Origin of the sequence: Rhodopseudomonas palustris HaA2 (genome assembly GCF_000013365.1) — a bacterium.
Taxonomy (GTDB): Bacteria; Pseudomonadota; Alphaproteobacteria; order Rhizobiales; family Xanthobacteraceae; genus Rhodopseudomonas; species Rhodopseudomonas palustris_J.
The window spans coordinates 984,378-1,003,946 of sequence record NC_007778.1; the positions used below are offsets into that span (position 1 = coordinate 984,378).

The 19,569-nt window shown below is 67.2% G+C and carries 17 protein-coding genes; 2 read left to right on the forward strand and 15 right to left on the reverse strand.

Features of this window, described 5'->3' with window-relative positions; genetic code table 11:
• Positions 1 to 26: 26 nt before the first annotated feature.
• On the reverse strand, positions 27 to 995 hold the full coding sequence (locus RPB_RS04370) for a S8 family serine peptidase (RefSeq protein WP_011439760.1): 969 nt from the start codon (positions 993 to 995) through the stop codon (positions 27 to 29).
• 242 nt (positions 996 to 1,237) lie between these two features.
• On the opposite strand from RPB_RS04370, the gene RPB_RS04375 reads away from it, so the two are divergent.
• Positions 1,238 to 3,007: a hypothetical protein gene (locus RPB_RS04375; RefSeq protein WP_041797946.1), complete on the forward strand. Its 1,770-nt coding sequence runs from the start codon at positions 1,238 to 1,240 to the stop codon at positions 3,005 to 3,007.
• 40 nt (positions 3,008 to 3,047) lie between these two features.
• The gene (locus tag RPB_RS04380; protein ID WP_011439762.1) at positions 3,048 to 7,517 is read left to right on the forward strand and encodes a cytochrome P450; all 4,470 of its coding nucleotides are present in this window, start codon (positions 3,048 to 3,050) and stop codon (positions 7,515 to 7,517) included.
• 1,194 nt (positions 7,518 to 8,711) lie between these two features.
• Here RPB_RS04380 and RPB_RS04385 read toward each other — a convergent pair.
• The 14 genes from RPB_RS04385 to ligK form a co-directional block, all read right to left on the reverse strand.
• Positions 8,712 to 9,488, reverse strand: coding sequence for a hypothetical protein (locus RPB_RS04385; RefSeq protein ID WP_011439763.1), 777 nt, complete (start codon positions 9,486 to 9,488; stop codon positions 8,712 to 8,714).
• A 135-nt stretch (positions 9,489 to 9,623) separates the two neighbouring features.
• Positions 9,624 to 9,878 (reverse strand): hypothetical protein, encoded by a 255-nt coding sequence (locus tag RPB_RS04390; protein WP_041798555.1) that lies wholly within the window; start codon positions 9,876 to 9,878, stop codon positions 9,624 to 9,626.
• A 140-nt stretch (positions 9,879 to 10,018) separates the two neighbouring features.
• Positions 10,019 to 10,792 (reverse strand): thioesterase family protein, encoded by a 774-nt coding sequence (locus RPB_RS04395; protein WP_011439765.1) that lies wholly within the window; start codon positions 10,790 to 10,792, stop codon positions 10,019 to 10,021.
• A 208-nt stretch (positions 10,793 to 11,000) separates the two neighbouring features.
• Complete coding sequence (locus tag RPB_RS04400) at positions 11,001 to 11,972, reverse strand: NAD(P)H-dependent flavin oxidoreductase (protein ID WP_011439766.1); 972 nt, start codon at positions 11,970 to 11,972, stop codon at positions 11,001 to 11,003.
• 133 nt (positions 11,973 to 12,105) lie between these two features.
• Positions 12,106 to 12,642, reverse strand: coding sequence for a hypothetical protein (locus RPB_RS04405; protein WP_011439767.1), 537 nt, complete (start codon positions 12,640 to 12,642; stop codon positions 12,106 to 12,108).
• 7 nt (positions 12,643 to 12,649) lie between these two features.
• Positions 12,650 to 13,231: a YqaA family protein gene (locus tag RPB_RS04410; RefSeq protein ID WP_011439768.1), complete on the reverse strand. Its 582-nt coding sequence runs from the start codon at positions 13,229 to 13,231 to the stop codon at positions 12,650 to 12,652.
• A 65-nt stretch (positions 13,232 to 13,296) separates the two neighbouring features.
• Positions 13,297 to 13,698 (reverse strand): phosphoribosyl-ATP diphosphatase, encoded by a 402-nt coding sequence (hisE, locus tag RPB_RS04415; protein ID WP_011439769.1) that lies wholly within the window; start codon positions 13,696 to 13,698, stop codon positions 13,297 to 13,299.
• A gap of 108 nt (positions 13,699 to 13,806) precedes the next feature.
• Positions 13,807 to 14,214: a hypothetical protein gene (locus tag RPB_RS04420; RefSeq protein ID WP_011439770.1), complete on the reverse strand. Its 408-nt coding sequence runs from the start codon at positions 14,212 to 14,214 to the stop codon at positions 13,807 to 13,809.
• Between the two features lie 171 nt (positions 14,215 to 14,385).
• Entirely contained in the window at positions 14,386 to 15,345 is a 960-nt protein-coding gene (locus tag RPB_RS04425; protein WP_011439771.1) for a Gfo/Idh/MocA family oxidoreductase, read from the reverse strand.
• 1 nt (position 15,346) lies between these two features.
• Positions 15,347 to 16,201 (reverse strand): class III extradiol dioxygenase subunit beta, encoded by an 855-nt coding sequence (locus RPB_RS04430; RefSeq protein WP_011439772.1) that lies wholly within the window; start codon positions 16,199 to 16,201, stop codon positions 15,347 to 15,349.
• The gene (ligA, locus tag RPB_RS04435) at positions 16,201 to 16,590 is read right to left on the reverse strand and encodes a protocatechuate 4,5-dioxygenase subunit alpha (RefSeq protein ID WP_011439773.1); all 390 of its coding nucleotides are present in this window, start codon (positions 16,588 to 16,590) and stop codon (positions 16,201 to 16,203) included. Before ligA ends, RPB_RS04430 begins: the two co-directional genes overlap by 1 nt.
• 223 nt (positions 16,591 to 16,813) lie before the next feature.
• Positions 16,814 to 17,728, reverse strand: a complete 915-nt coding sequence (locus RPB_RS04440; RefSeq protein WP_011439774.1) for an amidohydrolase family protein — start codon at positions 17,726 to 17,728, stop codon at positions 16,814 to 16,816.
• Positions 17,729 to 17,943: 215 nt separating this feature from the next.
• On the reverse strand, positions 17,944 to 18,873 hold the full coding sequence (locus tag RPB_RS04445) for a DUF1932 domain-containing protein (protein ID WP_011439775.1): 930 nt from the start codon (positions 18,871 to 18,873) through the stop codon (positions 17,944 to 17,946).
• Positions 18,873 to 19,568, reverse strand: coding sequence for a 4-carboxy-4-hydroxy-2-oxoadipate aldolase/oxaloacetate decarboxylase (gene ligK, locus RPB_RS04450; RefSeq protein ID WP_011439776.1), 696 nt, complete (start codon positions 19,566 to 19,568; stop codon positions 18,873 to 18,875). Before ligK ends, RPB_RS04445 begins: the two co-directional genes overlap by 1 nt.
• Between the last annotated feature and the right edge of the window lies 1 nt (position 19,569).

Below are 19,569 nucleotides of genomic sequence, written 5' to 3' on the forward strand. Positions count from 1 at the left end.
TGGTCCGCGCGCAAAGCCCGGCGCGGTCACGCCCGCGGCCGGAACGTGGCGTGGTCCGACGGCTGCGCATTCGTCAGCGCCCGATGCCACAGTCCGAACGGAGACGTCGCGGCACTGTCGAACATCACGCCGGTGAGGCGGGCCGCGGCGGCTTCGACATTTGCCCGGCCGATCCAGGCGCGCTGGCATTCGTCGGCCCGCGCCGCGAGCCGCGGCGTCGCGCTGCCGAGGATCGCCTCGATGGCCGCGCCGGGGTCGTGGGCCCGGCCGGTGGCGGTCTGCGTCCCGAGCAGCAGCCCGGCAATGCCGGCGATCAAAGCGGCCGAGTAGTTCGCGCCGCGGCGCTCGCCGATGCCGCCTTCCAGCGTCGCGCCGATCAGCCTGGCGCCGGGGACCGCGATGCCGATCTCGTGCAGGCTGGCGTCGCTGCCGCCGATCAGCCGGCCGTTTCTGTCGATCGCGCCCACCGGGAGAAGATTCACCGCGCCGCAGCGGCGCAGCAGGCTGGCGCAGCCATCGCGGCCGGCGCCGGCGACGATCAGCGCGTTGTGGTCGTTGCACAGCGCCACGGCCGCGCTCAGTTCGGCGGTCGGCTGCCGCCGCCCGTCGAACAATCCGCCGCTGATGTGGAGGATGTGGGCGCCGTGATCCAGCGCCATCACGATCGCCTGCGCCAGATCGGTCTGGGAGCAGCCCGGCCGGTCGTCGCCGAAGATCGGTGCGATCAGCCCGCGGCAGAGCGGCGCGACGCCTTCGACCGAACTGCAGGGCTGGCCGAAAATCAGACTCGCCAGATGCGTGCCCTGCGCGCTGGCGAATTCCTCGGCGCATCGCGCCGCAGCCGGCGTGTCGAGCGGAGCCAGCCGCGCGCCGCGAAAACAATCATGTGTGCGATCCACCGGCCCATCCAGCACCGCGATGGTGATCTGCGGATCTCCGCCACCGAACGCGAACAGAAGGTCCTGCTGGAAATCCGCCCCTGCGACCCCTACCATTTCACCCCGCCCTTACTAACTCCGCCGTTCCGCGACATGCGACTTGCTCGCATAAAGTCCGCGCACGACCCGCCCTGCAGCTCCAGCGGCCAACTCCGAGCCCTCGCCGGCGAATTTCGCCTAGCGGAAGAGCACCTCGGCATTTTCCTTATCGAGTTCCCATTCGTCTTCTTATCGAACTGTTTCCGGCGTGAAATTCACGTGATAGACGCGTGAAAAATGCTATTCTGAGTTGAATCCGGATGATCGAAGTTATGTCGGAGACGTCGTTGCGCTTTTCGGTCAGATTGCTGGGGCCATTCCAGCTGTCGACGCCGGACGGTCGACGCGTCGAGATTTCCAGCAAGAAGGGGACGGCCGTCATCGCCATGCTGGCGATGTCGCGCGACGGTGAGCACACCCGTGGCTGGCTGCAGGATCGACTGTGGGGCAGTCGCGGCCATGCCGAAGCGGCGGGAAGTCTGCGCCGCGAATTGTCGAATCTGCGAAAGCTTCTGAATGGCGCCGGCATCGAATTGCTGGTCAGCGATCGTGACCGCGTCCGCCTGCGGCTCGACCGGATCGTCGTCGACGCCCGCGATCCGAGCGCCGATCCGGCCATCGCCGGCGAATTTCTCGAAGGCTTCGATATTCCCGGCGAGGCCAGCTTCCGCGATTGGCTGCGCGAGCAGCGCGCGCGGCTGATGCGCGGACCGCGCCCACCGGCGCCCGCCGCGCCGGTGCCGGGCGGGCTGCCCAGCCACATCCTCGACACCAGCCAGCCGCCCGTCGGCTTCACCGGCAATCAGGCGATCGCGGTGCTGCCGTTCACCAACGTCACCGGCGACGAGACGCTGGACTATCTGGCCGAGGGCATCAGCGAAGAGCTGATCGTCGGCCTGTCGCGGATTCGCTGGCTGCCGGTGATCGCGCGCAGTTCGAGCTTTTCCTTCGCCGACACGATCGACCGCAAGGTGATAGGCCAGCGGCTCGGCGCGCATTATCTGATCGAGGGGCATCTGTATCGCGCCTACGATTCGTTCGGAGTCTCCGCCAGCCTGTCGGAGGCGGCGACCGGCTACGCGATCTGGTCGCGGCGTTTCACGCTGCAATCGCCGGCGCTCCGCGACGAACTCGAGCAGTTCGTCAACGAACTGGTGGCGCAGCTCGAGATCAGGATCGAGCACGCCGAGCAGATCCGCATCCGCAACAAGCGCCAGGACGCGCTCGGCGTCAGCGACCTGATCTGGCGCGGCCGCTGGCACCTCAACCGGCTGACCCGCGCCGATTCCGACATGGCGCAGAAGCTGTTCGCCGACGCGTTGGCGCTCGATCCGGACTCGGCGGAGGCGCTGATCCAGGTCACCTCGGCGCTCGGCTGGTCGATCTGGGCCGGCCGCCAGCCGCAGGAGCAGATCCTGCGGATGCGCAAGCTGGCGAAGCAGGCCAGTCTCGCCGACCCCGACGACGGCCGCGGCTTCATGCTCGCCGGCATCGCCGAGATGTGGCTGCGCCATCCGCACGAGGCCAAGACCCTGCTGCAGCACGCGATCGCGCTCAATCCGAGCCTCGCGCTGGCGCACGCCCAGCTCGGCGGCTGCTACAATCTCGCCGGCGAGCCGGCCAAAGCGATCGATCACCTCAAGGCGTCGCTGCGGCTGAGCTCGAACGATCCGAACATCTTCTATGCGCTGGGCGAACTGGCGATGTCGCACACCATGTGCGGCCGCTGGGCCGACGCGGCCGAGCACGCCTCGCTGTCGCTGGCCCGCCGCCCGGCCTATTGGTACGCGCACGTTCTCAAGATCAACGCGCTGGCGCGCGGCGGTCATCTCGCCGCGGCGCGGCTCGCGACCGATGAATTACTTGCTGTCAAGCCGAATTTTTCGCGGCGTTACATCGAATGGTTGCCGTTCGTCGATAGAACATGGATTGACCATTTCGTCGAAGGCCTGAAAATGGTGCCGGGCCGCGACGCGGACTGGCTGGAGCGCGACAGTCAAGAAAGCCCCGCGCATTTTGAGCCGAATTGATCGGCGAGACCGATTTTGATGTGTTTTTTTGAGGTGGCCGATGTTCACGCTCAAGTACTACGACGCGATCAAGAAAGCCCAGTCCGACACCGCTTCCGCCCCGCCCGCTCCGATCCTCCCGTTCAATCTCGACGACCTCGGCGCCGACACCACGCTGAAGCGCTGGACCAGCTGGGGCTTCGGCTGGCTGATGCGCGGAGCGCTGCATGTCTTCCGCGAGGTCTGGCCGAATCCGCAATTCGGTCGTCTGATCATCGTCACCCGCGAGACCGACGTTCGTGACGTGCTGGCGCAGCCCGGCCTGTACGAGGTGCCCTACGGGCCGGAGATGACCGAACTCGCCGGCGGCACCAATTTCGTGCTCGGCCTCGAGGGTCCGGAGCACGACCGCCAGAACGCCATCATCCGCAGCGTGCTGCGCCCGGCCGATCTCGATCGCATCAGGGAATTGTCCGCGCACTACACGACGATCCTGCTCGACGCCTCCGGCGGCCGCATCGACGTGATGAAGGATCTGATGACGCGGGTCGCGACCGAAACCTGCTGCGGCTATTTCGGCCTCGAACCGGAGGATCCGGACGCCTTCGCCGAATGGGCGATGTCGATCTCGGCGCTGTTGTTCGCCGATCCGTTCGGCGACGCCGCGACGCGGCGGCTGGCGCTGAACGGCGCCGCACAGGTCCGCGAGGTCATCGACCGCGCCATCGCGCGCGCCAAGGCGGCGCCGGAAACCGACACCGTGGTCGGGCGCCTGGTGGCGCAGGCGCACGACGGCGTCGTCACCGAGGACGAGATCCGCGCCATCATCGTCGGCCTCGTCACCGGCTTCATCCCGACCAACACGCTCGCCGCCGGCAAGATGCTCGACGAATTGCTGCGCCGTCCGAAAGTGTGGGCGGAGGCGATCGCTTGCGCCGGCCGCGACGACGTCGCCGGGCTGCAGGCGATCCTGCTCGAAGCCGGCCGGCTCAATCCGGCGCTGGCGCCGGGGCAGTGGCGCTACGCGACGCAGGACGGCGTGATCGCGCACAACACCAGCCGGCAGCGCCGGGTCAAGGCCGGCTCGGTGCTGATGGTGGCGACGATGTCGGCGCTGCGCGACAAGCGCGCTTTCGTGGCGCCGGGGTCGTTCCGCGCCGACCGGCCGAACGATTCCGGCCTGATGTTCGGCGACGGCGCCCATGTCTGCCTCGGCAAGCACGTCGCGATCACGCAGATCACGCAGGTGTTCCGCGGGCTGCTGCAACAGCCGAATCTGCGCACCGCTTCCGGCAAGGATGGCGCGATCGGCTGGGTCGGTCCTTTCCCGCGCCGGCTCGACATGGAGTTCGAATCGCGGGTCGCGCCGCAGACCCAGAACATGGTGGTGATCTGCGCACCGGTGCGTCCCGGCGCCGATCTCGACACCTTGCGGACGCAGATCACCGCGCTCGGCAATCCGGCGCGGCCGGAGCTGGTCGCGGCGTTCGAGGCGACCGGCATCGTCCACTTCGCCTCGATGACGCTGATCGACGCCGGCACGCCCGAGCAGCCCGCGCCGCATCTGTTGCTCGAGCTCAATGTCGACGGCACCCCGGACGGCGCGATCCGCGCCGTGGCCGAGGTCGCCGGACAATGGCTGGCGCCGATCTTCGCGCAGGCCGACGCGCCCGCCGGCGCGGCGCTGATCGACATCCTGCGCGACAACACGCTCGATCTGCAGACCCGGCCGTGGGGCGCGATCGGGCTGAACTTCAACGGCACGCCGGAATTCGCCGTCGGCGATATCATCCGGCAGCGCGAGCTGGCGCAATTCGCCCAGGACGCGCTGGAGGACTATCTCGAAAATCACGCCTGCCTCGGCAGCCGCGCGATGGTGGCGCTCGGCTATGTCCGCAAGCTGATCCGGCAGGACCCCGCGCTGAAGCGGACCATCGACGAATCGCCGGACTCGCCGCGCAGGGCGCGGCTGCAGGCGCTGTTCGCCCGCGGCGCGGCGTTCACCCAATATCTGATCCGGCCGAGCCGGCGGCGGCTCAAGATCTCCGACTGGGTGCCGCGCTCCGGCACCGACTCGCTGCTGTCGCTGCTCGGCTCGCCGACTTTCCAGTGGATCGGCGCGATCGTCGCCGCGCTGGTGCTGATCGCCGGCCAGGCGATCTATTTCGCGATCGAGCCGTTCTCGGACGCGACCTATCTTGGCCGCATCGCGCTCGCCTTGGTCGGCGGGATTTTGCTGGTGGCGCTGATCCTCGCCGCACTCGGCGGGCTGTTCCTGCTCGTGCTGAACGACTACGAATCGCGCGACGTTCCCGACGACAGCGACCCCGATCTCGGAAAGGTCCGCGAGATCGCCGCCAGCGAGAACCATCCCGGCTTCATCCAGAACCACATCACCGCGGTCACCACGCTCAAGCCCGGCTGGTTCCGGAAACTGACGCTGGCGCTGTCGCTGTGGGGCATCAAGGAGCTGGTGACGCACTGGTATCGCCCCGGCTTCGTGCTCAACATGGGCACCATCCACAAGGCGAAATGGTTCCGGCCGCCCGGCACCGACAAGCTGATCTTCCTCGCCAATTACGACGGCAGCTGGGAGAGCTATCTCGAGGACTTCGTGATGAAGGCCCATGCCGGCCAGTCGGCGGCGTGGAGCAACGGCGTCGGCTTTCCGCGCACCCGCTTCCTGATCTTCGACGGCGCGCAGGACGGCGATCGCTTCAAGCGCTGGGTGCGGCGCCAGCAGGTGCCGACCCAGTTCTGGTTCAACCGCTATCCGCAACTCACCACCGACGACATCCGCCGCAACGCCATGATCCACGACGGCCTGGTCCGCGCCTCGACCGACAGCGCGGCGCGGGCGTGGCTCGATTGCTTCGGCTCGATGACCCGGCCGAACTATGCGATCGAGACTCCCGAGGTGCAGTCGCTGGTGTTCCGCGCGATGGGGCAGCTCGACCACACCGCGACCGCATTGCTGCGGCTGCCCGCGGACCGGGGCGCGGGCAAGGAATGGCTGCGCGCGATCATGCCGGAGGCGGGGCTGCTGCAGGATCCGCAGGCGCCGCGGCCCGCGATCGGCGCGATCACCTTCGGCGATCGACCGTTCGTCGGCGGCGACGCCGCGCACAATGTCGCGACCTTCGTCGCCTTCTCGGCGAGCGGGCTCGGCAAGCTCGGCCTGTCGGCGCGCAACGCCAATGACGGGCTGACCACGTTCCCGACCGCGTTCAACATTGGCATGTCGCAGCGCGCCAACATCCTGCGCGACACCGGCGCGTCGAAGCCGGAGCGATGGGATTGGGTCGACGCCGCGCTGGAGGGCAGCGACGGGGCGGCGGCGGCCGACGCCACGCTGTTCGTCTACGGCAAATCCGCCGAGGTCTGCCGCAAGGCGCTCGACGCGCATGCGGCGCTGCTCGGCGGCCGCGATGCGCTGCTCTACGTCGTCGAGACCAGCCCGCCGACGGTCGACACCCCGGACGGTCCGAAGACCTCGCTGGAGTACGAACATTTCGGCTTCGTCGACGGCATCTCGCAGCCGGTGATCAAGGGCACCCAGCGCTTCGCCAAGGGCGTGCCGGCGCGCGACATCGTCGAGCCCGGCGAGTTCATTCTCGGCTATCGCAACAATCAGGGTTACTTTCCGCCGAGCGCGACGGTGGCCAGCAGCTCCGATCCGGCCAATCATCTGCCGATCCTGCCGGATCTGCTGCCGAGCCGGTTTCCGAATTTCCGCGCCGATACGCCGGCCAAGCCGGTGCGCGATTTCGGCCGCAACGGGACTTTTCTCGCGATCCGCCAGTTCGTGCAGGACGTCGACGGCTTCAAGGCGTTCACCGAAGCCAAGGCGCAGGAGCTGTCGAAATATCGCGACCTCGCAGCGGTGATCGGCGAGACGCCGACGGCCGAATGGGTGGCGGCGAAGATGATGGGGCGCTGGCGCAACGGCGTGCCGCTGGTCGACAAGCCGAATTCCACCACCTTCAACACCCGTCGCGGCAAATCGCGTAGCGACGCGCGCGATCCCTACGACCGCGACAACGACTTCGCCTACGGCCAGGACGATCCGCAGGGGCTGCATTGTCCGTTCGGCGCGCATATCCGCCGCGCCAATCCGCGCGACAGCCTGCAGCCCGACGATCCGACGCAGCAGCAGCTCACCGCGCGGCACCGGCTGCTGCGCCGCGGCCGCTCGTTCGAAGCCGGGCAGGGCAGTGGCGGGCCGGGTCGCGGCGGCAAGCCGGAAAAGGGCCTGCTGTTCGTCGCGGTCTGCGCCGACGTCGAACGCCAGTTCGAACTGGTGCAGCAATCCTGGGTGTCGTCGCCGTCGTTCCACGGCCTCAGCCACGAGCCGGACCCGATCATCGCGTCGGCGCCCGACGATCCGGCGAAAAAGCGCGTCTTCACCATCCCGACCGCCGCCGGCCCGCTGACCCTGCACGGTATCCACAGCTACGTCACGGTGACAGGCGGCGGCTACTTCTTCATGCCGAGCCGCTCGGCGCTGCAATATCTGATCGATCTGGAGTGATCACTCAAGGTCGTTGTCACTTGCCCCGCCGTCATCGCCCGCGCAGGCGGGCGACCCAGTAACCCGGAGCGTCTGTTGGTCCGCGGTGCATTCGCCGCGCACGCCCAGCGATACTGGATCATCCGCCTGCGCGGGTGATGACTTCAGTATGTTTCACCGCCCCGCAACTGACGCCACGTCATCCTGAGGTGCGAGCGCAGCGAGCCTCGAAGGATGAGCCGCGCGCACCGTATCCGCATCCTTCGAGGCTCGCCCTTACGGTCGAGCACCTCAGGATGACGGCGTCGGGATGGTCGCGTCGGCTTTCCGCCTCTCGCTGCCGTCATCGCCCGACTTGATCGGGCGAACCCAGTATTCCAGAGCGCCTGTTAGTTCGTCGTGCGCTCACCACGCACGCCCTGCAATACTGGATCCCCCGCTTTCGCGGGGGATGACGACCGTGAAGGCGGAAGGCGTCTTGACAAAAATCCTACTATGATTATAGTCCGCGCTGTCCTGTCCGTGAGGGGCGCTTCGCGAGGCGTCGTACAAGCGGGACAGATCGGCGGGCCGGGCAACCGGTCCGGAACGATGGTTCGATGAAGCCGGCCTTGTGCCGGTGGAATCGGACGGACGCGGCGTCCTGCGCGTCGTGCCTCGCAAGCACGCGTCCGGGAGGCTTCGGGGACCCGTCCGGGCCTACTACGAGGCTCCGCGACTTGTTAGTTCGCTGCACGGGGGCAGGCGAAGGCGGCGTAATCCGCCGGACCGTGGGGTTTCATTACCCTTGCCTGTCAACGGAAGCACGGGCCCGAAGACAGAAAGCGCCGCGGTGGGCTCGCCGGAAGGCGATGCGCGATCCTTCGCAAGAAGTGATCGCGAGAACCACCACCAAACCCCGCGCCGACCGGCGCGCCCCCACCCCTCGCTGTGACAGCGACGGGTGCACACCTCGGGCTCAGCGGAGCCGCGAGAACGAAGAGCCGTGGCTGTTTGATATCTGAATCTGTCGGCGCGTGCGGGTTCTCAACTTGCACTCCGTCATCCTGAGGCGCGAGCGCAGCGAGCCTCGAAGGATGAGCCGCAAGCTCGGCCCTCGTGTCCGCATCCTTCGAGGCTCGCCCTCGCGGGCGAGCACCTCAGGATGACGCTTGCGGGAGTTGTGCTTGCGGGAGTTGTTCTGCAACGCCGGCCATGAACGCCGGCCGGCGCCGCTCAGATCGCCTGCGCGACCTGCTCCAGCCCCATGGCGCGGGCGAGTTTGCGGACTTCCTGCTTCTGGTCTTCGCGCAGCTGGAACAGCAGCGGCATCGCGGCGTATTTCAGTTGCTGGACTTCGGCGCTGTCCGGATCGATCGGCGGCGGGCCGCTGTCGGCGACAGTGCGGGTCGCATGCAGCTTGCGGCCGATCGCGCGTAGCGCCTGCTCGACCGAGGGCCAGTAATATTCCTGCGACGATGACAAATTGAGGCGGCCGCGGAGCTGGGAAATCTGCGCATCGCTGAGCAGCGCCGGCGGCTTCGGCTTGGCGGCCGGCTTCGGCTTCTGCACCGGCGCGGTGGCGATCACCGGCGGGAGACTGGTGACCGGGGCCGAATTGGCGGCCTTGTCGGCCGCATCGGGCAGCGCGCCGACCGCGAGGTCGCCGCTGTCGTCGGCCGCATAGGCCAGTTGGATCGGCTTCTGCGGCGACGGGACCTGTTGTCCGGCGAGATCGGGCACGGCGGCCTCTGCCGACGGATCGGCCAGCAGCGGTGCGGACGACAACAATGCGGGCAACGACAAGTCGGAGGGAGCGACCGCAGACGCCAGTCTGTCGGACTTGGTTTCCCGGTTGCTCACCGGGCTCGCGATCGCCGCCGGAGCTGCCATCGCGGGGCCTGCCATCGCCAGGCCGGCGGCCGGAACGCTGTCGCGCGCCAGGATGGTCGCGGCCGAGGCGCCCGCGATCAGGAGGCACACCAGAGCCAGAAGGGTCGCTGCTTTCGTCAAGCTCATCTCCGTCGCGACGAACGCCTGTCCATATCGCGCATAAATGCAGAGGAAATATGGCCCGGCACCGGATACCGGTGTCGGGCGGCCCGCGTCGGGCAGGTCGAATCGGAACGCCGCGGTTCCGCGGTGGGATCAGGCGGCCCGGCTCTCGGCGACGACGGCGAGCTCGTAGGCTTCCTGAATGTCGGACACGATCTCGGAGGCTTCCCACAGCGCGTCGGGGGCGACCGCCTGGATGCTGATCGTCCAGTTGCCGCCCTTGCGGGTGCGCGGCGTCGAGACGATCTCGAACCGCACCTCGCGGCACAGCGGATGCCGGTGCAGCGCGCGCGCCACGCGGGCCCTGATCTCGTCGAGAGATGCAGGAGTCTTTTCGGAGTACAACATGCCAGCGTCCACTTCGATGCCGAGGTGCCGGCGCGGCTGCATCGAAGCGTCGAGGCCCCCGCATTGCGGCGGCCCCATTGTTGGTCCCGAGATGGTTAACGCGAGGTTTAAGCCTGCGGTCGCGGACTTCGTAGAACTACTCAGCGTCGCTCGATCACCAGATTCTGGATCGCGCGGCCGAAGTAACCCGTGACGTCGGCGAGCCGCGACGACGCGATGCCGGCGCCGTCCGGACCGAGCCACATTTCGGAGTTCAGCAGGATCCAGTCGCCGACCGGCTGCCGCGCCAGAAACACGTTGAGATCGGCATTGATGAAGATCCAGTGCCGGAAGTCGAGCACCGACGAGGTGGCGTTGCTGAAGTCGGAGGCGATCACCGCGCGCATCAGTTGCGAGGTCGGCTGCCCCTCGATCAGCGGCCGGTCGGCGCGATACCAGGTCGCGCCCGGGCCGATCGCGCCGAAGCCGCCGCGCACCTTGCGCAGCGACATGCCGCCGACGAACGGATTGCGGGTGAAGCCGACATCGAGCGGCGGGCAGTCGTCGGGCAGCGGCACGTCGAGTTCCGGATGCTCGATGTGGTCGGGCAGGTCCGGCGGCGCGTTGCGCACCTTGAGCACGCTGGCGTTCACCACCACGACGCCCTTCGAAAGCAGCCGCACGGCGCAGAGCTGGATCTTGCGGCCCTCGCGCAGCACTTCGGTGTCGAAGGTCAGCGGCCCGACCGGCACCGGCCGCAACAGGTCGACAGTGACGCGCACCACATGCATCGGCACCGGCGCCGGCATCTGTTCGGCGAGATGCGCCACCAGCGCCGACGGCGGCGAGCCGTGCTGCATCGTCGGGTCCCACGGCCCGGCAGCGTGGCCGCTGGTCTCGATGCCGTTGCCGTCGATGCGGAAGATGGCGTCCATCAGGTTCGGGTCCAAGCAAGGGAACAAGGTTAAAACACAGAAGCGGCCGTTGGACGACGGCTTCTCAACGAGTTCGCCGTCATCCTGAGGCGCCGCCGCGCAGCGGCGGCCTCGAAGGATGGGCCGCAGCCGCCTTTGTTGCTGTCATCCTTCGAGGCGCGCCGAAGACGGCGCGCTCCTCAGGATGACGTCTGTGCTTGGCGCGCCACTACGCCAGCGGCGGGTCGATCGCGTCGTCGTATTCCTGCTTGAAGCGCGCGACCATTTCGGCGACCGGCACGATGCCGGTGATGCTGCCGATGCCCTGGCCCGCGCCCCAGATTTCCTTCCAGGCCTTCGGCTTGGCGCGCTCGCCGGCTTCGTCGGTGCCGAAATTCATCTTCGACGGATCGGACTGTTCGAGATTGTCCGGGTCCATGCCGGCGGCGACGATCGACGGCTTCAGATAGTTGCCGTGCACGCCGGTGAACAAATTGGAATAGACGATGTCGTCGGCGCCGGAGGTGGTGATCATCTCCTTGTAGCGCGGCACGGCATTGGCTTCCTGGGTGGCGATGAAGGCCGAGCCGATATAGGCGAAGTCGGCGCCGAGCACGCGGGCGGCGCGGATCGCGCGGCCGTTGCCGATGGCGCCCGACAGCGCGATCGGGCCGTCGTACCAGCTGCGCGTCTCGGTGACGAAGGCGAACGGCGACTGCATGCCGGCATGGCCGCCGGCGCCGGCCGCGACCAGGATCAGGCCGTCGGCGCCCTTCTCGACCGCCTTGTGGGCGAAGCGCTGGTTGATGACGTCGTGGAACACGATGCCGCCCCAATTATGCGCGGCCTGGTTCAGCTCCTCGCGGGCGCCGAGCGAGGTGATCAGCATCGGCACCTTGTGCTTCTCGCACAGCGCCAGATCGGCATCGAGCCGGTTGTTGGATTTGTGCACGATCTGGTTGACCGCGAAGGGGGCCGACAGGCGATCCGGATGCGCCTTGTCGTGGGCGGCGAGCTCTTCCTTGATGCGATGCAGCCATTCGTCCAGCAGCGCCGCCGGCCGCGCATTCAGCGCGGGAAACGAGCCGACCACACCGGCCTTGCATTGCGCGATCACCAGATCGGGCGTCGAAATGATGAACAGCGGCGAGCCGATCACCGGGATCGACAGACGGCCTTTGAACAATGCAGGCATGGGCATTCCGGATGTCTCCTCTTGTTGTGTTTGGCGGTGCAACCGCGGCGACACAAAAGCAAGGCAGGAACCGGCCTGCAAGGCGGTCGATGCGGAAAAATGCAGCCTTTCAACGCAAGCGCGCGGAAAATCCGCCGCGCTACTGGCACCAGGCCCGTGTCACGAAATTCTCGGTGCGGCAATCGTCCGGCTGGCGGGCGCGGCCGGGAATCAGCAGCTTGGCCGAGCATTTCTCGGTGGCGTCGATCGCGAGGCTGCGGCCGTCCCGATAGCCCTTGGCCCGGCACAGGATCACGGCGCCTGCGGCGCAATCGGGTGCGCCATTGGCCGAGGCCGGGCAGACTTGGCGGCCGTTGACCATCGCCGGGATGGTCGGCGCGGCGGGCGACGGTGCGGACGGCGGCGGCGAGGGCGCCGCCTGTTGCGGCTGCGGCTGCGGCGGTTGCGATGCGGGCGGTGCTTCGGGGGCCGGCATGTCGGTCTTGCTGCGGTCCGGCTTGGCGAAATCAGGCAGCAGCGACGACGGGTTCGTCAGCAGCTTGCCGATCTCGTTGACGAGGCCGGGATTTTCGCGTGGCGGCGGCTCGGGTGGCGGCGGCGATGTCTGCGCGCCGGCCGGCCCGGCCGCTGCGAACATGATCGCGACCGCGGCCCTGATCAGCAACGGTGCAGTCACCGGCGGCTCACACCAGCTTGACCGCGACGACGAAGCCGAGCACCAGCACCACCGCACCGATCGTGACCCACATCGTCAGCCGCTTTTCGATCTGCTCGCGGATCACCACGCCGTAACGGTTGAGCACGATCGCAACCACGAAGAAACGGCCGCCGCGGGCGATGATCGAGAACAGGATGAACAGCCAGATGTCGTAGCCGGCGAAGCCGGAGGTGATGGTGACGAGCTTGTAGGGGATCGGGGTGAGGCCCTTCAGCAGGATGATCCAGGCGCCCCATTCCGCATAGCCGGCGCGGAAGGTCTCGACCTTGTCGCCATAGCCGTAGAGCTGGATCAGCCAGTGGCCGACCGAGTCGTAGAGCAGCGCGCCGATCGCATAGCCGACCACGCCGCCGAGGACCGAGGTGACGGTGCACAGCGCGGCGTAGAACCACGCGCGCTCCGGCCGCGCCAGCGACATCGGGATCAGCATCACGTCCGGCGGGATCGGAAAGAACGAGCTCTCCGCGAAGGAGACCATCGCCAGGATCCAGAGGGCGTAGGGCTTGTGGGCGGCGTCGATGCACCAGTCGTAGATTCGTCTCAGCATGGCGCGATCAACCACCCCCGGGCGGATTTGTCCATTCCACAGTTGTGACGGAGGCCGGCAGACGATCAGCGCCGCTTGCGCGCGGCGTGGGTCTCGAGCGCTGTGATCGGCCGCCGGACGGGGTGCAGGGTCGCGGCGTCGGCGATCTTCAGGGCGGATTTGGGAACCTTCTCGGCAATCCCGAACAGGGTTTCGCGCCGGCTCATCTCCGCCCAGACGTCGTCCGGGCGAACACCGGCGGAAGCCCACAGCACGGTGAGATTGTAGATGAGATCGGCGCTTTCCCGGACCACCGCGTCGCGGTCGCCGTTGACGGCGTCGATCACGACCTCGATCGCCTCCTCGGCGAGCTTCTTGGCCATCTTGCCGGAGCCGCCGCGAAACAGCCGCGCCGTGCGAGATGTCGCGGGATCGAGATCCCGCGCCGCCAGCACCGCCTGATAGAGTCGCTCAACCGAATCAGCCATTTAACCAGCCTAGCGAAAATCGATGTCGGTTGCGTAAAACCGGCGACTCCCTGTCGAGGCAAATGGCCGCGCCCGAGGCGCGGCCTCGATATGGTCGATCAGCTCCGATCAATAGCCGTAGTGATAGCCGTTGCCGTAGCCATAACCCGGGTGGCCGCCGATGTATCCCGGGGCCCCGTAATAGCCATAGGGCCGCGGGCCGTAGTGCCGCGGGCCGTAATAATAATGGCTCTCGTAGTAGTCGCGCCGGGCCTGGCTGGCGGCGATCACGCCGATGGTGCCGATGATCCCGGCGAAGGCCGCGGCCGCCGCGGCATTGTTGCCGCCGCCGCGCCGGACGTGGCGGCGCTTCCTGGCGGCGCTGACATCGGTCATTTCGATCTGGGTGGTCACGCCGGCTGGCTTCGGGGCTGCGGCGGCCGGGGTCGCCTCCAGCGCTGGCAGCGCAAGCGCCGCCACGGTCGCGATGATGAGGGCCCTGGCTCCGGCCGATCGCGGGATCTGACACTTCGACATTGGAAACCTCGACTTGGCGGGCGGCCGTGCATCGGCCGTCGTGAGATAACTTCGCCTCTTAACCTAAGGTTCCACCGGCGAAACACAAGGTTTCGCGCCGTCGTGATCAGCATCACACTCGGCCGTCATGCCCGGGCTGCCGGGCATGACGATCGTTCGACCGCCGGGCGGTCAGCCCTTTGCGAGCTGCAGGTCGAGGTCGTGCAGCACCTGATAGCACGGCAGCACCTGGGCGACGCTGGCGTTCGGCTCGCGGCCTTCGCGGATCGCGGCGAAGAATTCGCGGTCCTGCAGTTCGATGCCGTTCATCGAGACGTCGACCTTGGAAACGTCGATCTTCTCTTCCTTGCCGTTCACCAGATCGTCGTAGCGGGCGATGTAGGTGCCGGTGTCGCCGATGTAGCGGAAGAAGGTGCCGAGCGGCCCGTCATTGTTGAACGACAGCGACAGCGTGCAGATCGCGCCGTTCGCGGCCTTGAGCTGGATCGACATGTCCATCGCAATGCCGAGATTCGGGTTGATCGGCCCCTGCACCGCATTCGCCTTCACGATCGGCGAACGCGCCTGATAGGCGAACAGATCCACCGTGTGGGCGGCGTGGTGCCACAACAGGTGGTCGGTCCAGCTCCGCGGCTGGCCGAGCGCGTTCATGTTGGTGCGGCGGAAGAAATAGGTCTGCACGTCCATCTGCTGGATGTTCAGCTCGCCGGCCGTGATCTTGTTGTGGACGTATTGATGGCTCGGGTTGAAGCGCCGGGTGTGGCCGCACATCGCCACCAGCCCGGTGGTCTTCTGCAGGTCGACCACCGCCTGCGCATCGGCCAGCGAGTCCGCCAGGGGAATCTCGATCTGGACGTGCTTGCCGGCCTTCATGCAGGCGATGCCCTGCTCGGCGTGCATCTGGGTCGGCGTGCACAGGATGACGGCGTCGACGTCCTTGATCGCCAGCGCGTCGGCGAGCTCGGTCGAGACGTGCTTGATGCCGTATTTGTCGGCGACCTCCTGGGTCGGCTCCAGCCGTCGCCCGATCAGCGAGATCACCTCGACGCCGTCGATGTTCTTGATGCCGTCGAGATGTTTGATGCCGAACGCGCCCGCACCCGCGAGCGCGACCTTGATCGCTTTGGCCATATCAGGCGTTCTCCAGAATCAGATGCCCGACCGCGGTGTTGCTGGCCGGGACGTGATAGAAACGATGCGCGACCTTGGGCTTGGGGCCGCCGGCAGCGTCACTCATCGCGCCGCGCGCGATCAGCCACATCACCAGTTCGATGCCCTCGGAGCCCGCCTCGCGAACGTAGTCGATATGCGGCTTCTTCGACAGCGCGTCGGGATCGGCAATGAGCTGATCGAGGAAGGCGTTGTCCCATTCGCGGTTGATCAGGCCGGCGCGCGGGCCCTGCAATTGGTGGCTCATGCCGCCGGTGCCCCAGATCTGCACGTTGAGGTCTTCGTCGTAGGACCGGATCGCGCGGCCGATCGCCTGGCCGAGCATGTAGCAGCGCCGGCCGGACGGCACCGGATATTGCACGACGTTGACGGCGAACGGGATCACCGGGCAGGGCCAGGCCTGCGGCTCGCCGCACATCAGGCTGAGCGGCACGGTGAGGCCGTGGTCGACGTCCATCTTGTTGACGATGGTGAGATCGAAATCGTCCTGGATCACCGACTGGGCGATATGCGCGGCGAGCTGCGGATGGCCGATCACCTTCGGCACCGGGCGCGGTCCCCAGCCTTCGTCGGCCGGCGTGTATTCGGCCGCGGTGCCGATCGCGAAGGTCGGAATGAAGTCGAGGCTGAACGCGGTGGCGTGATCGTTGAAGACGAGGAAGATCACGTCGGGCTTCTCGTTCTTCAGCCATTCCTTGGAGAACTCGTAGCCCTTGAACACCGGCTTCCAATAGTCTTCGCCGGTCTTCTTCATGTCGATCGCGGCGCCGATCGCCGGCACGTGCGAGGTGTAGACGCTGGCGGTGATGCGGGCCATTACTTCTTCTCCCCGATGTAGCGGTTGCCCTCGGCGGAACGGCCGCCATTGATCATCATGTTGCGATATTCCTCTTCGGTCATGCCGGTCATCGAGCCCGCCATCTGCTGGAAGCTCTTGCCGTCGGTCGCGCCGATCTTGGCGAGGAAGTAGATGTTGCCGCCGAGCGAAATGCAGCGGTTGAGATCGCGATCGAGCACCGCCTGCTTCTGCTCCTCGGTCATCGGCCATTCGTCGAGATAGGCGCGTTCGTCCGCCTTGAAGCGGGCGCGGTTCTCCGCCTTCATCAGCGACATGCAGAACTGGTTCAGGTGATAGCCCATCCGCGACATATCGGCGTCGAAGATCGTGGTGCCGGGCACGTCGGTATAGGGTTTGTCGAGGGACATGGCGGTTTCTCCTCTGAGACTTGTTAGTTGAAACGGGCAGCGATCGCTCCCTCTCCCCGCGTGCGGGGTGAGGGTCGGGGTGAGGGGGCGTCTCCGCGAGTCTGAGCCGCTCGGCTTTGCGGAGACGCCCCCTCACCCGACCGGCCTCGCTGCGCGAACCCGGTCGACCTCTCCCTGCACGCGGGGAGAGGTGAGGTTCGTGCGCGTTGCCAGGACGGTCGGATCATGTCTCCTCCGGCCAGTATAGCCGCATCGGGTTGTCGACCAGCAGTTTGCGTTGCAGTTCCGCGGTCGGCGCGATGTGCGGGATGAAATCGACCAGCAGGCCGTCGTCGGGCATGTGGTCCTTCAGGTTCGGATGCGGCCAGTCGGTTCCCCACAGCACGCGGTCCGGGAAGCTCTCGACGATGCGGCGGGCGAACGGCACCACATCGCGATAGGCGTGCTGTTCGCCGTGCAAAGCCGGTGGGCCCGACACCGACAGCCGCTCCGGGCAGCTCACCTTCGACCAGACGTTGGAATGCTCGCGCATGAAACGGACGAACAGCTCGAATTCGGGCCCGTCGACCGGCTTGCCGACATCCGGCCGGCCCATGTGGTCGACCACGATGGTGGTCGGCAGCGCGGTGAAGAAGTCCCACAGCTCAGGCAGATCGACCGCCTCGAAATAGATCACCACGTGCCAGCCGAGCGTCTTGATCCGCTCGGCGATCTCGACCAGCTCGTCCTTCGGGGTGAAGTCGACCAGCCGCTTGACGAAATTGAAGCGCACGCCGCGCACGCCGGAATCGTGCATCGCCTGCAGTTCGGCGTCGCTGACGCTGCGCTTGACGGTGGCGACGCCGCGCGCGCGGCCGTTCGAATGGACCAGCGCGTCGACCATCGCCCGGTTGTCGGCGCCGTGGCAGGTCGCCTGCACGACGACGTTGCGGGCGAAGCCGAGATGGTCGCGCAGCGCATAAAGCTGCTGCTTGGACGCGTCGCACGGCGTGTATTTGCGCTCCGGCGCGAACGGAAATTCCGCGCCCGGCCCGAACACATGGCAATGCGCATCGACGGAGCCCGCCGGCACCTTGAACCGCGGCTTCGACGGATTTGCGTACCAGTCCAGCCAGCCGGGGGTCTTTTCGAAGGTCATTCAGGTTACTCTTGTATCTGCTGCTCATTGAAGTCAGCGCGTGGTTCAGAACGGAGCTCTTTACTTCTCCCCTCCCCCTTGCGGGGAGGGGTCGGGGGTGGGGGTCCGCGAGCACAGTGCCCGTGGACCCCCACCCCGGCCTCCGCTTCGCTCGGCCGACCCTCCCCGCAAGGGGGAGGGGAAACCACGAGCGCTGCGGCCTCAAGTCGTCGGCACTAAGTGTTCTTCTTGTCCTTCGCCTGCGCCAATATCCGATCCGCCTCGACGCGCCAGTCGGCGCTACGCGCAAACTCCTTGCTGCCGCGCATCCCGAACAGACCTTCATCCGCGAGATCCGCCACCCAGGCTTGGCGCTCGGCCGTGCCCTGCGCCGACCACGGCGTCAGCCCGGCCTCGCGGACGGTCTGCGCGACCTCGCGCACTTCCTCGGCGCGGCGGCGGCCGTGTTCGATCACGCGCTGGAAGAAGTAGGCGCCCTGCTTCTCCCAATCGATCGACGGAAAGGTCTCGGCCAGCGAGGCGATCACCGCATCCTCGACGCCGTAGGCGCGCGCGGTGGTGAAGCTCTCGATCACCATCGCCTCCAGCCCCTTGATCATGATGCTGCGGCACATCTTGGTCGCCGACGCCACACCGAGCCGATCGCTCGCCGGCTTGGCATCGAAGCCGAGCGCACCCAGCAGCGGCGCAAGCTCCGCGGCGTGCGGACCGCCGAGCAGCAGCGGCACCTTGATCCGATAGGGCGGCACCGAGGTCATCACCGCGCCTTCGACGTAGCGGCCATGAGCGCTCTCGATCAGCGCGGCGGCGCGTTGCTTGGCGCCCGGCGAGGCCGAATTGAAATCGAGAAACCACGAACCCTGGTTGAGCGCGCCCGCACAGGCTTCGGCCACCGCCACGGTCTGGCTCGCCGTCACCGCCGAAATGATCACGTCACACCGCGCGGCGAGATCGGCATGCGAGGTCGCCAGCGTCACGCCATGCGCAGTCGCGTGCTCGCGCAGCGGACCCGCGCGATCGTCGTCCAGCTTCACGTCAAACGCGGCGACCGCGACGCCCTGCGCGCGCAGATCCTCGGCGAGGATCTTGCCGACCTCGCCATAGCCGACCAGTCCGATGCGCGCTTGTTTCGGATCGCTGCTCATCAGTCGATATACTTCAGCCCGGCCTTTTCCAGCGGCTCGCGCATCTTGTACATGTCGAGGCCGAGGACGCCGCTCGCGAGCTTTTCGCGCTTCTCGGCCTCGTTGGCCTCGCGCGCTTCGGCGGCGTCGGCGACGGCTTGCGCCACCGCGGCCGGCACCACCACGACGCCGTCATCGTCGGCCACGACGACGTCGCCGGGCACCACATAGGCCCCGGCGCACACCACCGGGATATTGACCGAGCCGAGCGTCGCCTTGACGGTGCCCTTGGCGTGGATCGCCTTGGAGAACACCGGAAACTGCATCTGCGTGAGATCGCGGACATCGCGCACGCCGGCGTCGATGATCAGCCCCTGGGCGCCGCGGGCGCGAAAACTGGTCGCCAGCAGGTCGCCGAAGAAGCCGTCGGTGTTGTCCGCCGTGCAGGCCGCCACCACGATATCACCGGGCTGAAGCTGCTCGGCCGCGACATGCATCATCCAGTTGTCGCCGGGCTGCAGCAGCACGGTGACGGCGGTGCCGCAGGCGTGCGCGCCGGCGTAGATCGGCCGCATATAGGGCTGCATCAGGCCGACTCGGCCCATCGCCTCGTGGATGGTGGCGACGCCGAACCGCGACAATTTCTCGACCGCTGCCTTGTCGGCGCGGCTGATGTTGCGCTTGACGATGCCGAGATCGTTCATCCGTACGGTCATG

What these genes read in the sequence shown, in the direction of transcription:
- RPB_RS04370 (WP_011439760.1), bottom strand. Translation starts at nt 995, where the DNA reads ATGGTAGGGGTCGCAGGGGCGGATTTCCAGCAGGACCTTCTGTTCGCG.
- RPB_RS04375 (WP_041797946.1), top strand. Translation starts at nt 1,238, where the DNA reads ATGATCGAAGTTATGTCGGAGACGTCGTTGCGCTTTTCGGTCAGATTG.
- RPB_RS04380 (WP_011439762.1), top strand. Translation starts at nt 3,048, where the DNA reads ATGTTCACGCTCAAGTACTACGACGCGATCAAGAAAGCCCAGTCCGAC.
- RPB_RS04390 (WP_041798555.1), bottom strand. Translation starts at nt 9,878, where the DNA reads ATGTTGTACTCCGAAAAGACTCCTGCATCTCTCGACGAGATCAGGGCC.
- RPB_RS04395 (WP_011439765.1), bottom strand. Translation starts at nt 10,792, where the DNA reads ATGGACGCCATCTTCCGCATCGACGGCAACGGCATCGAGACCAGCGGC.
- RPB_RS04400 (WP_011439766.1), bottom strand. Translation starts at nt 11,972, where the DNA reads ATGCCCATGCCTGCATTGTTCAAAGGCCGTCTGTCGATCCCGGTGATC.
- RPB_RS04410 (WP_011439768.1), bottom strand. Translation starts at nt 13,231, where the DNA reads ATGCTGAGACGAATCTACGACTGGTGCATCGACGCCGCCCACAAGCCC.
- hisE (WP_011439769.1), bottom strand. Translation starts at nt 13,698, where the DNA reads ATGGCTGATTCGGTTGAGCGACTCTATCAGGCGGTGCTGGCGGCGCGG.
- RPB_RS04420 (WP_011439770.1), bottom strand. Translation starts at nt 14,214, where the DNA reads ATGTCGAAGTGTCAGATCCCGCGATCGGCCGGAGCCAGGGCCCTCATC.
- RPB_RS04425 (WP_011439771.1), bottom strand. Translation starts at nt 15,345, where the DNA reads ATGGCCAAAGCGATCAAGGTCGCGCTCGCGGGTGCGGGCGCGTTCGGC.
- RPB_RS04430 (WP_011439772.1), bottom strand. Translation starts at nt 16,201, where the DNA reads ATGGCCCGCATCACCGCCAGCGTCTACACCTCGCACGTGCCGGCGATC.
- ligA (WP_011439773.1), bottom strand. Translation starts at nt 16,590, where the DNA reads ATGTCCCTCGACAAACCCTATACCGACGTGCCCGGCACCACGATCTTC.
- RPB_RS04440 (WP_011439774.1), bottom strand. Translation starts at nt 17,728, where the DNA reads ATGACCTTCGAAAAGACCCCCGGCTGGCTGGACTGGTACGCAAATCCG.
- RPB_RS04445 (WP_011439775.1), bottom strand. Translation starts at nt 18,873, where the DNA reads ATGAGCAGCGATCCGAAACAAGCGCGCATCGGACTGGTCGGCTATGGC.
- ligK (WP_011439776.1), bottom strand. Translation starts at nt 19,568, where the DNA reads ATGACCGTACGGATGAACGATCTCGGCATCGTCAAGCGCAACATCAGC.